Consider the following 12,669-nt stretch of genomic DNA (forward strand, 5'->3'; position numbering starts at 1 on the left):
CCCAGCGTCGACGTCCCACAGGCGCCTCTCGGCAAGTGGTCGCTCGTGGCGACTATGGGGTGGGGCCCGGGGCTTGTTCGGACGCCGACAGTGTGGTCAACGACCCCTTCTGGAAATGTATTCCCGACGGCGCTCCGCGCCTCGTGAGTCTTTTCGGAGTGCCTGCCCTCCGAAAAGACTCACGAGCAGCGAAGCTGCCTTATGAATAGAACATGACACTCAGCTCAGGAGTAATGCTCTATCGGGTCGACGCCGACGGTGAGATTCGTGTGTTGATCGCGCACATGGGCGGTCCGTTCTGGGCTCGCAAGGACGAGCACGCCTGGTCGATCCCCAAGGGCGAGTATGTCGACGAAGAACCCGAGGTCGCTGCCGTCAGGGAGTTTCTGGAGGAGATGGGTTCGCCGGTCCCTGACGGAGAGCTGGTCGACCTGGGTCAGTTTCGGCAGTCGAGCGGCAAGAAGATCACCGCGTTCGTGCTCGAGGCCGACTTCGACGCAGCTGCCATCGTCAGCAACACCTTCGAGTTGGAGTGGCCGCCGAAATCAGGTCGTATGCAGAGCTTTCCCGAAATCGACCGTGCAGCATGGTTCGACGTGCCGACTGCTCGAACCAAGCTGGTGAAAGGTCAGATCCCGATCCTGGATCGGCTCGTCGAGTACGTGGGGTCACGCGCCGGCGACGCGAATCAGAGCAGCCCGAACCAGTAGATGGCACAGGCGAGGATGAAAACGATCACGGTCTGCATAGCTTCTCCTCCCGTTACCTCCACTATGGGCACGGGTTGGGATTGCTGTCACGCAACGGTTTCATCACACGAACTACGCAGCTGGAATGACCTGAACCAGGACGGTTTTGACGTTCGTCTGCAGAACGGTCGCAGCATCGTCGTCGCCTGCGAGGTGTGCGATCAGCGCCTGCTGAAACAGACCGTCGAACAGCGCGTACATGACCCGAGGGGAGACGACGGGTTCTGCGCCGAGTAGCTCGGCGTAGCGAGCCACGATGCGCCAGATCATGTTTTCGAGACTTTTGTCGATGTCTGCGACGTCGGCGCGAAAGGACTCCTCGAACATCGACTGCACCCGCAGGTCGTACCAGAGGCGGTGCATCGTTGCTTCTTCACGCAGCGTTGCGGCCATCGCGGCACCGAAGCCGGCCTCTAGTTCTTCGGGTGTTCGGGAATGGGCGACGACATCGTCGTAACGCGTGACGCAGCGTGCTTTGTAGAACTTGACGCAATGCGTGATGAGGTCGACTTTGTCTCTGAAGTAGTAGTGCAGCACGCCGTGTGAAAACTCGGAATTCTGCGCTATCTCACGCAAACTTGTTCGCGCATAACCGAGTTCGGACAGGGTATGCAGCGCTGCCTCGGCAAGCTGATCGCGCCGTTCGGCGAACTTGTCGACCTGACGGCGCGAAATCCTGTCGGCATTTTTCTCGGCGACCGATGTCACTGCGTTGACTCTCCGTGCTTGCGTGCGCGGCACACTGTGCACCGCGTCGGGCAAGTGTACCGCCGCACCTATGACGTCTGTCCAGAAAAATCTTGACGACTGTCCAAAAAAGCCTTGACACTCGTCCAAAGTTCGAGAAGTCTGTGAGCTACATCACTTCGACGGCAACCCTCGAAACGGCGAGGTCAGCAGTCGGATTCGGCGAAATCACGGAGGCAGGGTTCTCGATGAGTGTCTTTGATCTGAGCGGGCGCAAGGCGTTGGTAACCGGAGGCGCGCAAGGCCTCGGCGCGGGGATGGCAGAGGCGCTGGCACGCGCCGGTGCGGCGGTGATGATCGGCGACGTTCAGGAGGGCGCCGGCAAAGAGACCGCCGATGCGATCGGAAAATCAGGGGCAACAACAGGTTTCGTCAAGTTGGACGTGACGAGTGACTCGGACTGGGAAGCTGCGGTCGCCGCAACTGTGCAAGAACTCGGCGGTCTGGACATCCTCGTCAACAACGCAGGCATCGAAATCTCGGCGTTGATCGTGGACATCGACCCCGACGACGTACGACGTATGTGCGAGGTGAACATTCTCGGCTCGTTGCTCGGTGTGAAACACGGCCTGCGAACGATGCGACCCGAAGGCGCAGCCGGTAAGGGTGGCTCGATCATCAACGTCTCTTCGGTCGCCGCAACAATCGCATTCCCCGCGATCGCCGGCTATTCGGCGACCAAGTCCGCCGTGGACCGAATGACGAAGGTCGCTGCCCAGGAATCGGGCAAACTCGGCTACGGCGTTCGCGTGAACTGCATCTATCCCGGCCTCGTCGCAACCGACATGGGCCTCGGATTGGCCTCGGACATGGCGAAACTCGGCCTGTGGCCCTCGCCTGAAGCCGCGGTCGGCGACGTCATCGGACTGACCCCGCTAGGGCGCCTGGGCGAGGTCGCAGACATGGCCGACGCGGTTGTCTTCCTCGCATCCGACGCAGCGCGGTTCGTCACCGGCATCGGACTGCCGGTCGACGGCGGCATGGGCATGTAACCGAACTCTCTGCACTGCAACCCACTTCAACGTCGAAGAAAGGCACCACACCCATGAGCACAACCAAGCCCGTCGTCGTCTACGGCGTGTCCGGTTACACCGGCCGACTCGTCTGTGAGTATCTGCGGGAGTTCAACGTTCCGTTTATCGCAGCAGGCCGCGACAAGGGCCGCATTCAAGAAGTCCTCGACAAGGTCCCCGGCATCGACGATGTCGAGCACGAGGTCGTCGAGGTCGAGAACACCGTCGAGGCGCTCACCGAATTGTTCACGGGCGCAAAAGTAGTCAGCAACATGGTCGGACCGTTCATCAAGTACGGACCCATCGTTGCCGAGGCCGCGCTCGCCGCCGGTTGCCACTACCTGGACACAACCGGTGAGCAGGACTGGCTGATGGAAGCCAAGACCAAGTACGGACCCGCGTACGCCGAGAAAGGTCTGGTGATCGCGCCGAGCATCGCGCAGATGTACACGACCGGGGAGATCGCCGCGAACATCGCACTCGAGACCCCAGGGCTGGACACCCTCGACATTCTGGTGCTGTGGAAAGGCTTTCCGACCTACGCCTCGACGCAGACGATCTTCACGATCCTCAAGGCCGACTGGTTCTACCTCGAGCAGAACCAGTACGCGAAGTGGGATTCGAGTGCGAGCGCCGAGGTCGTCGTACCCGGCCAGCACGAGACGGCGCTTGCGCTGCCGTGGGGCGGAACGTGTCATCCCGTGTGGTTCAAAGACGATCCGCGCGTGGCGAATTGCAAGGCCATGGGTGGCGTCTTCAATCGTGCTGTGATGGAAGGTGTCGTGCAGACGGCCAAGATGGTCGAGGAGCAGATCAAGACGCTGCCGACGGTCGAGGAGCAGGAAGCCGCACTCGCCGAGATTGCGGGCTCCGTCCAGGCCGGTATGCCACCGCGCGAGAATCCGCGTATCAACATCTCACTCGACTCGGTATATGCGACAGGCCCACTCGGCCGCGCGCACGTCGTGATCCACGGCAATCAGAACTACAAGCAAACCGGACTGCTGCAGGCGTACTCGGCCTACTCGCTGCTGCAGCAGCCGCCGAAGCGAGCAGGTTTCGCATCGGGTTGCCAAGCCTTCGGCCATCGTGAATTGCTCGGTGTACTACGCAGTTTCGGTCTGGTCCTCGAGCCGGTAGTCACCCGCAACGCCTAACACTCGTGCGTCCTTTTGGAGGTCAGGACCTCCGAAAGGACGCACAGGGACGGAGTTTCCGACATGCGTTTGACCGACTATCTCGACAAGGGTGCGTCGCTTGGAACGGCAGCACCATGCCTGACCATGGGCGATCGGTCCTACACCTACGGTGCCATCGTCAGTCAGAGCCACCGAATTGCCTTGGCGCTGAACCGGTCCGGCGTGCAGCCGGGTGACAAGGTTGCGATCCTGTCGGCCAACGACCCGACGGCGTTCACCTGCGTTTTCGGCATCAGTCGAGCAGGTGCGGTGTGGTGTCCTGTCAACCCGCGCAACGAAGCAGCCGAAAACCGCGATCTGCTGGACCTTTTCGACTGCAGATGCCTCATCTACCAGAGCTCGTTCCAAGCGCTTGTCGATCGCATCAAGCCGGAGCTACCGACGCTGACAACCCTCGTCTGCCTCGACGGACCAGCAGACGGCGCGTCGTCCTTCGAGGAGTGGATCGGTGAATCATCGACTGCTGATGCGGAATTCGGCCCGATCGACGACGTAGCCATGTTGGTCGGTACCGGTGGCACGACGGGCAAGCCGAAAGGTGTGATGCTGACCGGTCGCAACATCGAGACGATGTCTGCGCTGACACTGATGGGCTATCCGTTCGACGGCAGGCCGGTCTACCTCGCGCTGGCACCGCTGACGCACGCTGCGGGCGTACTCTGCTTCCCGATTCTCGCACTGGGTGGGCAGGTCGTGATCATGCCCAAACCCGATCTGCCACAATTTCTTTCGCTTGTCGAGCAGAAGCGGGTGACGCACACGTTCCTGCCGCCGACGCTGATCTATATGTTGCTCGAACACCCGGCGTTGGCTACAACGAATCTCGAATCGCTGCAATGCTTCTGGTACGGCGCCGCACCGATGTCGCCGACGCGTCTCGAAGAAGCGCTCGGCCGGTTCGGTCCGGTGATGGCGCAACTGTTCGGCCAGAGCGAGGCGCCGATGATGATCTCGATGCTGCCACCGAAAGACCATTTCAATACCGATGGCACGGTGGCACGTGCCCGGTTGGCGTCGGCGGGTCGGCCTGCACCGCTGGTGACCGTTGCCATCATGGATGCCAACGGCACGCTGCTGCCGTCCGGTGAACGTGGCGAGGTGGTCGTCCGCAGTTCGCTCGTCATGGCCGGCTACTACAAAAATCCGGAGGCGACGGCCGAGGCCGCCAAGTTCGGCTGGCACCACACCGGCGATATCGGCTATCTCGACGACGACAACTTCCTGTTCATCGTCGACCGCGCCAAAGACATGATCATCACCGGCGGATTCAACGTCTACTCGGTCGAAGTCGAGCAGGCTCTGCTGGAGCATCCCGATATCCAGGACTGCGGCGTGATCGGGTTGCCCGACGACAAGTGGGGCGAACGAGTGGTCGCCGTCGTCCAACCGCACGCGGGTCGGACGGTCGACGAAGGTGAGGTCATTGCATTTGTGAAGGCGCGAATCGGCAGCGTCAAAGCACCCAAAGCAGTGCTGATCTGGCCGGATCTACCGAGGTCGAAGGTCGGGAAAGTGCTGAAGAACGAGATCAAGGGTCAGCTGACGGGTTGACCCCGCCCTAACGTCGTAGTTTCCACTGGACGTATGAAAATCGTCCCCGTTGCATATCTCTCGTCGTACCTACTGTCGCTGCTCGGCAACTCGATAGCAGCGGTCGCATTGCCGTTGATCGTCTTGCAGGTCACCGGCAGTGCGCTCAGTGCAGGCATCGTCGCCGCGGCAACCGCCGTCCCAGCCGTTCTGGCCGGGTTGTTCATGGGTGTTGTGATCGACCGGATCAACCGACGAACGTCGTCGGTGGTCACGGATCTGGTCTCGGCCGCCTCGGTTGCCGCGCTACCCGTGATCGACATGATCACCGGTCTGAGCGTCGGCTGGTTCGTTTTGTTCGGGATCGTCGGGTCACTCGGGGATGTGCCCGGTATGACTGCTCGGGACGCGCTGCTGCCCGCGATCGTGCGGCACGGCTCGATCGCCTCCGAGCGACTTGTCGGCATCAGAGAAAGTCTCGGTGCGGGTGCGTTGCTAATCGGACCTGCGGCGGCGGGCACCTTGATGGTCGTTTTCGACGGATCGACGCTGCTGTGGATCACGGCAACGACGTCGCTGGTCGCGGCGCTACTCACTCTGTTGATCCCGCACTCCGTCGGGCAGATCGCAGAAATCCCTGCGAACGCGAGCAACTCCTGGACGCAGCTTCGAGACGGTTGGCGAGTGCTGTTGAGTAGCCGATTCCTGGTCGCGACGACGATGCTCAGCGTCGCGTCGATGGTCGTGCTGGCTGCGCTGCAAGGACTGATCCTGCCGGTCTATTTCACGCTCGAGGATCAGCCGGGCCGACTCGGCTTCGTCCTCACCGCTCTTGCTGCGGGAATGCTTGTCGGCGGCGCGATCTATGCGATTTGCGGTGCACGCATCGGTCGACGGACATCGTTCGTCGCTGGACTTTCGGGGACAACTCTCGGGTTTGCCTTGATCGCGACGTTGTCCTCGACCTGGGTAGTTTTCGGTGGGGCCTTTGTGGTCGGGCTGGCAAGTGGGTTGTTCGGCAGCCTGCTCGGAGTCCTTATGATCGAACGGATCCCAGAGGACATGAAGGGTCGCATCATGGGGACGCAAAACGCGGTGCTGACCATAGCCCCGTCGATCGGAATCCTCGGTGCCGCCCTGCTCACCCAGTACGGCAGCGTGAAGGTCGCCGCGATTGTGCTCCCCGGTGTGTGGCTCCTCGCGATGGCCGTCTTTACCAGGTCGCTGCTGGGTAATCTGGAACCCGAAAACGACCAGACGACCAACGACAAGACGGCGGTGGCCATCGATGCGTAGCAGCGAAGTGGCCAACCTTGCCGGGGTCACCGTACGGGCGCTTCGCCACTACCACCAGGTCGGCGTGCTCGAGGAGCCCGAGCGCGGCAGCAACGGCTATCGCAGCTACGACGTGCACGACCTCGTCCGCGTATTGCGCATCAAACGGCTTGCGTCCCTTGGGATATCGCTCGATCGGATGTCCGAACTTCTCGACGACACCGAGGATGCATCGTCGTTGCTCGACGAACTGGACCTGGAGTTGGCTGGACAGATCGACCGGCTGACGAAGCAGCGGGAGGTCATCGCTCAACTGCGTGACCACAACGCGGCGCCAGACCTGCCGCCCGAGCTTGCTCGATTCGCAGGCCCGTTCTCTGCGGCCTTTGCCAACGCCGGACTGTCCCCGGACTTGGCGAAAAGCGACCGGCTGCACTCGGTGTTGCTCGCCCATCTGGCCGGGGAGGACGCGATGCCGTATTTGACGAGCTTCTACGAATGGCTGAGCGATCCCGAGCGACTCCCGGCAGTAACCACGTTCGCTGAACGCTTCGGAGAGCTCGGCCCCGACAGCACCGACGACGACATAGCCGCAGCTGTCGATTTTGCCGTCGAGGCATTCGGATCCGTGGTCGGCGAGGGGTTCGTCGCCGATCTGAACCGCACGTTGGGAGGGTCTGCCGACCTGCTCGGCGACTACACCTTCGACCTGGTCAATGATCAGCAGCGGCAGGCACTCGAGCGATTCGACGCCGCGTCTCGCGCCAAGGCCTCCAGGAACGAGTAAAGCCCTGACCCGCATCTCTGCGGATCAGGGCCTACCTTGTGTCTCAACCAACACGTCGGGGTGGCGGGATTTGAACCCACGACCTCTTCGTCCCGAACGAAGCGCGCTACCAAGCTGCGCCACACCCCGTGTTTGCAACCTGCGTCAGCTTACAGCAGTTGGTGATTAGGACGTAAATCGCCAGCTCGCGGCTGTTTTCGGCGTAATGCGAGCACCGGTAGCCAGGCAAGCAGGGCCACGACGACCAGCGTCGTGAGCCAGGGCAGTCGCCACCACCAGCGGATTCCGACGTCTTGATCCGGCTGCGGCGCAACACCCCAAGGACGCGCCGTCGCCGACCACACCAGAAACGCGTCGCCGATCGGGAGCAGGCCGAATGCGTATCTCTTGGTATCGAGTCCGCTCACTGGAACGCCGAGCAACTCCGCCTCGGATGCGAGTGCAGCAGCAAGGTCGCCGTCGCCGTTGACTCGCGCCGCGCCGAGTGTGACCGCCGTGGCGGACAAACTGATTCCGAGTACGAGGGGTCCGGAGTCGACATCGCCGACGCCGTCGGTGCCGTGCGGGTATTCGCGAATCGCCGGACCGAACCCGAGCGGGTAGGCAAGAAACCGAGCACGAAATCCCGCGTACTGCTCCCGCGCGAACGCAGGATCGATCTCGACAAGAAATCGGTGGATCACGCTCTGCGACGTAGCACGCGCGCCTTCGATGGGTCGACCGTCGATTGGGTCGACACGGTGCGGCAGCAGACCCGTCGCGGGGTCGAGGCGCTCCCGAACCCCATCGAGCCAGCGCGCGATCGTGTCGCCGAAACGTGGTTGAACGAGTTGGTCGTGCAACGCCAACGACGCGATCGCCACCGTCGAGTCGACCGGCCAGGCCTGACCCGGATAGGCCTGCAGAAACGGCGTCGCAGCGGCGTCGAAGGCGGCAGCGAGGTCGGCGCTCGTCTGCTCGTAGCGAGCGGCTTCACCTGCGTTGACGTCGGGTTGTAAAGCGATGATTCCGCCGCGAAGCCAGTTCGTCCAACCCGCGTAGAAGACGCCGTATTCAGGAACCAGCCCGGCGCTGAAAGGCGCTGTGCCATAGCTGGATTCGATGCGAGACAACGCCCAGCGAGCTTCCTTCACTGCCGCGTCGGCGCGAGCTGTATCCGTCAGCCCGACCTGCACCCACGCCATCCCGTACAGCGCGTTGGCGAACAGATAGCCCTCGGGAAACTGTTGCTGCGCATCATGATCCGTGCCGCCGTCCAACGCCGACCGGACGAACTCGAGTTGCTTCTCAGCAGCACCGGGGAGTTCGTTCGTGCTCGCGGTCGGCAGCAGAAAACGGATCGAGGCGAGCAGGCACAACAAGCTGACGACAATTGCGCACGCCGCGAGAACTACCCGAACAAAACGGGTCAGCTCACCACTGCTTCCGACGTCGACGCGCCGTGATTCGTTCCGGAATCAGCCTTGCGCGGCGGTGCGGGAATCAGCGTCAGCAGCGTCGCTTCCGGACGGCAGCAGAACCGTGCAGGCGCCCACGGCGACGTGCCGATACCGGCCGACACGTGCAGTTGCGTGTGCGCACCCCACTTCGACGGACCCTTGACGCGGGAACGATCGATGTTGCAATTGGTGACGATCGCGCCGTAGAACGGCAGGCACAGTTGGCCGCCGTGAGTGTGGCCTGCGAGGACGAGGTCGTAACCGTCGTGTGCGAACTGGTCGAGGACGCGCGGCTCGGGGGAGTGCGTCAGGCCGAGACGTAGGTCGGCAAGCGGGTTGGGCACACCGGCCACCGTGTCGTAGCGGTCGCGCTTCAGATGCGGATCGTCTACGCCGGCACTGGCGATCCGCACACCCGCAACCTCGAGCTCGCGGCGGACATGCGTGACATCGAGCCAGCCACGCTCGGTGAACGCGGCCCGCAGGTCCTTCCACGGCAACGGATCGCCGAGGACCCGCTTGTGATCCTTCTTGAAGTACTTGAGCGGGTTCTTCGGGACCGGCGCAAAGTAGTCGTTGCTACCGAAGACGAAAAGTCCAGGACGAGCGAGCAACCCGCCGAGCGCCTGCACCACAGCGGGAACTGCCTTCGGGTGCGACAGATTGTCGCCGGTGTTGACGACTAGGTCGGGTTCGAGCCTGTCGAGTTCGCGCAGCCAGTTCTGTTTGAGGCGCTGCCCCGGCGTCATGTGCAGGTCGCTGATGTGCAGCACCCGAATCGTCGATGCACCGGGTTCGAGCACCGGCATCGTTGTTTCGCGGAGCGTGAATGCGTTGCGCTCGATGAGCGAGGCATATCCGATACCGAGGACGGCAGCGCCAGCTGCCCCTCCGGCGGCGCGCGTTAGGACCTTCCGGGTGTCAGACACCGTACAAGGATAATTGACGCGCGAAATCCGCGAGCGATTGTAGATACCGGACGCGTAGCGTTGCGCCCATGGCTGAACTCAAGGCGCAATTGCGGAGCGATCTCACGGCGGCGATGAAGGCAAAGGACGCGCTGCGGCGCGAGACCCTGCGCATGCTGCTCGCAGCTGTCCAGACGGCTGAAGTGTCGGGAACGCAAGCGCATGACCTCACCGACGAGGACGTGTTGAAGATCCTCGCGAAGGAATCGAAGAAGCGCGGCGAGTCTGCCGAGATCTACACCGAGAACGGCCGCGGCGAGCTGGCAGCGAAGGAACGCGCAGAGGCGCAGATCATCGACGAGTATCTGCCGACCCCGTACAACGACGCAGAACTTGCGGATGCGGTCGACACGGCCATCGCTCAAGTTGCCGAGGCACTCGGCGAGCGGGCCGTCGATGCGGCAGATGGGCCAGGTCATGAAGGCCGCCAACGCCCTTGTGCAAGGAAAAGCCGACGGTTCCCGCATTTCGGCGGCGGTCAAAGCCCGCCTCTAGGGCCTTCGGCTCGTGAGTCTTTTCGGAGGTCAGGCCCTCCGAAAAGACTCACGAGCGGCGTAGCCGCCTACCTCGGCGGTATCGGCAGCCCAGGTATCGGGGGCAGTGGCGGTAGCGGAGGCAGCGGTGGTCGGGGAGCGCCCGGCGGTGCAGGTTCCGGACGTGGTGCAGGCGGCGGCTTCGCACTGCCGTCGCTCACGTAGATGATCACCGTCGACCCCGGTATCGCCGAACCCGAGGGTGACGTTCCTGTCACCGTTCCGCGACTCTGCGTACCCGATGTGGTGATCGCGTTGACCTGGAAGCCTGCTCCGGTCAACTGAGCCGTCGCCGAACCCTGACTCAAGCCGGTGACGTCGGGGACCTGTGCGTTCTGTGATCCGCGCGCGTACTTCTGATCTATCGGAGGCAGCGCAGGAGGCGGGAAACCGCCGAGAATGGGCTTGATCGCGTTGTACCAGGTCCTGGCAGGTTCGTTACCGCCGAACAGGTTGCCGCTGCCGCAGTTGCGCAGCGGGAACGAGCAGATCTCGCCGGGCGTCGGGGTATCGCCGTAGACGTACGCCGCGCCTGCGAGGGAGTCGGTGAAAGCGAGGAAGCCCGACGAGCGGTGCGATTCGGTGGTACCCGTCTTGCCCGACACCGGGAGGTTCCAGCCCGTCGCGCTGGCAGCCGCGGCGGACGTGCCTGCGCCGATGTCGTCCTTGCTCATTGCGTTGGCGAGCGTGTTCGCCAAACCGGGTTCGACGACCTGCTCGCATGCCTGCTGGGACAGCGGAACCGGCTTCCCTTCGCGATCGAAGATCGAGTCGATCGGGGTCGGCGGGCACCACTTGCCGGACGACGCGAGGGTTGCTGCAACGTTCGACAGTTCGAGCGGATTGACCGCTGTCGGCCCGAGGGTGAACGACCCGAGGTTCTGTTCCTTGACCATGTCGGCGAGGCTCTGGTCGGTGAATCCGGACGTGCCCGGGTTCGTGTACGAGCGCAGTCCGAGGCGGACCGCCATATCGACCGTCGCGGGGACGCCGACAGCCTGGATCAACTTCACGAATGCCGTGTTGGGCGAGGTTGCGAGCGCTTCGGTCACCGACATCGGCGACTTGTACGGTCCGGCGTTCTCGACGCAGTACGTGGCGGCCGGGCAGCCTCTCGCGCCGCCGTTGCCGAGGCCTTTTGCCTCGAAGCGCTTCGGCACGTCGAGCGTGGCGTTGATGCCGAGACCTTTCTCCATGGCTGCGGCAGTGGTGAAGATCTTGAAGATCGAGCCCGCGCCGTCACCGACCATGGAGAACGGCTGCGGTTGCACGGTCTCGTTCTTGTCGCCGTCGAGGCCGTAGGTCCTGCTGCTCGCCATCGCGAGGATCCGGTGGGAGTCCTGCCCGGGAGCGATCACGTTCATGACCTCGGCGATGTCGCCGAGTTCGGGATCGGCCGCGTTGGAGACGGCGGCCTTGGTCGATGCCTGTATCGCAGGGTCGAGTGTCGTCTTGATCAGGTAGCCGCCGCGATCGATCTGTTCGCGACTGATTCCGGCGTTGACGAGGTACTGCAGCGCATAGTCGCAGAAGAAGCCACGGTCGGCCGCGGCGATGCAGCCACGCGGCAGACCCTTCGGCTCGGGTAGTACACCGAGCGGCTTGGTCTTGGCTTCGCGGATTTCCGCCGCGCGGCTCGGAATGTTCTGGATCATCGTGTCGAGGACGGTGTTGCGGCGTTCGGTGACGCCCTCGGGGTTGGTGTAGGGGTTGAGCTTGGAGCTCGACTGCACCATGCCTGCGAGCATCGCCGACTGCGTTAGGTTGAGCGCCGCCGCGTCGACACCGAAGTAGGTCTGGGCAGCGTCCTGGATCCCGAACGACGAGTTACCGAACGGCACGAGGTTGAGGTACCTGGTGAGGATCTCGTCTTTCGACAGCTCCTTGTCCAGCGTCAACGCCATCCGGATCTCACGAATCTTGCGAGCAGGCGTTGTTTCGATGGCCGCGCGACGCTCGGCGTCGGTCTTCGCCACGACGAGCAGCTGGTAGTTCTTCACGTACTGCTGATCGATCGTCGATGCGCCCTGCTGCACTTCGCCGCTGGTGGTGTTGGTGAGGAACGCACGAAGCGTGCCCTGCCAGTCCACACCCTGGTGCTCGTTGAACCGCTTGTCCTCGATCGAGACGATCGCGGCCTTCATCTCGTTCGAGATCTTGTCGCTAGGTACTTCGAACCGGCGCTGCTCGTACAACCAGGCGATCGGATTGCCCGCAGCATCGACCATGGTCGACACGGCGGGAACCGTTCCTTCGACGAGCTCGGCGGAAACGTTGTCGACGGTGTCGGCTGCGCGGTTGGAGATGAAACCGAAACCACCGGCGAGCGGGAACAGCAGCCCCGCCACCAGGACGGCCGCGAGGAGGCAGCTGCCCGCGAGCTTGGCGATCGTATTAGTGACGGACACGAGACACAGAGTACGTGGCGT

10 protein-coding genes, 1 tRNA gene and 1 pseudogene are annotated in these 12,669 nt (G+C 63.0%); 7 read left to right on the forward strand and 5 right to left on the reverse strand.

What is annotated here, in order from left to right:
- Positions 1-212 precede the first annotated feature (212 nt).
- On the forward strand, positions 213-710 hold the full coding sequence (locus tag JGU71_RS14560; RefSeq protein ID WP_199704862.1) for an NUDIX hydrolase: 498 nt from the start codon (positions 213-215) through the stop codon (positions 708-710).
- A 111-nt stretch (positions 711-821) separates the two neighbouring features.
- On the opposite strand, the gene JGU71_RS14565 is transcribed toward JGU71_RS14560, so the two are convergent.
- On the reverse strand, positions 822-1,457 hold the full coding sequence (locus tag JGU71_RS14565) for a TetR/AcrR family transcriptional regulator (RefSeq protein WP_199704863.1): 636 nt from the start codon (positions 1,455-1,457) through the stop codon (positions 822-824).
- Between the two features lie 227 nt (positions 1,458-1,684).
- Between JGU71_RS14565 and JGU71_RS14570 the strand changes: the two genes are divergently transcribed.
- The 5 genes from JGU71_RS14570 (at position 1,685) to JGU71_RS14590 (ending at position 7,300) form a co-directional block, all read left to right on the forward strand.
- A complete protein-coding gene (locus JGU71_RS14570; RefSeq protein WP_199704864.1) occupies positions 1,685-2,488 on the forward strand; it encodes an SDR family NAD(P)-dependent oxidoreductase in 804 nt (267 codons plus the stop codon).
- Between the two features lie 53 nt (positions 2,489-2,541).
- Positions 2,542-3,666, forward strand: a complete 1,125-nt coding sequence (locus JGU71_RS14575) for a DUF5938 domain-containing protein (RefSeq protein ID WP_199704865.1) — start codon at positions 2,542-2,544, stop codon at positions 3,664-3,666.
- Positions 3,667-3,729: 63 nt separating this feature from the next.
- A complete protein-coding gene (locus JGU71_RS14580) occupies positions 3,730-5,259 on the forward strand; it encodes an acyl-CoA synthetase (RefSeq protein ID WP_199704866.1) in 1,530 nt (509 codons plus the stop codon).
- Between the two features lie 33 nt (positions 5,260-5,292).
- Positions 5,293-6,534 (forward strand): MFS transporter, encoded by a 1,242-nt coding sequence (locus tag JGU71_RS14585; protein ID WP_199704867.1) that lies wholly within the window; start codon positions 5,293-5,295, stop codon positions 6,532-6,534.
- A complete protein-coding gene (locus JGU71_RS14590) occupies positions 6,527-7,300 on the forward strand; it encodes a MerR family transcriptional regulator (protein WP_199704868.1) in 774 nt (257 codons plus the stop codon). Before JGU71_RS14585 ends, JGU71_RS14590 begins: the two co-directional genes overlap by 8 nt.
- 55 nt (positions 7,301-7,355) lie before the next feature.
- On the opposite strand, the gene JGU71_RS14595 is transcribed toward JGU71_RS14590, so the two are convergent.
- The 3 genes from JGU71_RS14595 to JGU71_RS14605 all read right to left on the reverse strand — a co-directional run bounded on the left by JGU71_RS14595 (position 7,356) and on the right by JGU71_RS14605 (position 9,668).
- A tRNA-Pro gene (locus JGU71_RS14595) sits at positions 7,356-7,429 on the reverse strand.
- 20 nt (positions 7,430-7,449) lie between these two features.
- Complete coding sequence (locus tag JGU71_RS14600; RefSeq protein ID WP_199704869.1) at positions 7,450-8,661, reverse strand: hypothetical protein; 1,212 nt, start codon at positions 8,659-8,661, stop codon at positions 7,450-7,452.
- Positions 8,662-8,708: 47 nt separating this feature from the next.
- Positions 8,709-9,668 carry a metallophosphoesterase gene (locus JGU71_RS14605; protein ID WP_199704870.1) on the reverse strand — a complete coding sequence of 320 codons (960 nt, stop codon included), beginning with the start codon at positions 9,666-9,668 and terminating at the stop codon, positions 8,709-8,711.
- A gap of 68 nt (positions 9,669-9,736) precedes the next feature.
- Here JGU71_RS14605 and JGU71_RS14610 point away from each other — a divergent pair.
- Positions 9,737-10,202 (forward strand): annotated as a pseudogene (locus tag JGU71_RS14610) (GatB/YqeY domain-containing protein).
- Between the two features lie 67 nt (positions 10,203-10,269).
- On the opposite strand, the gene JGU71_RS14615 reads toward JGU71_RS14610, so the two are convergent.
- A complete protein-coding gene (locus tag JGU71_RS14615) occupies positions 10,270-12,630 on the reverse strand; it encodes a penicillin-binding protein (RefSeq protein WP_199705306.1) in 2,361 nt (786 codons plus the stop codon).
- Positions 12,631-12,669 lie beyond the last annotated feature (39 nt).

Origin of the sequence: Antrihabitans stalagmiti (assembly GCF_016482825.1) — a bacterium.
Lineage (GTDB): Bacteria > Actinomycetota > Actinomycetes > Mycobacteriales > Mycobacteriaceae > Antrihabitans > Antrihabitans stalagmiti.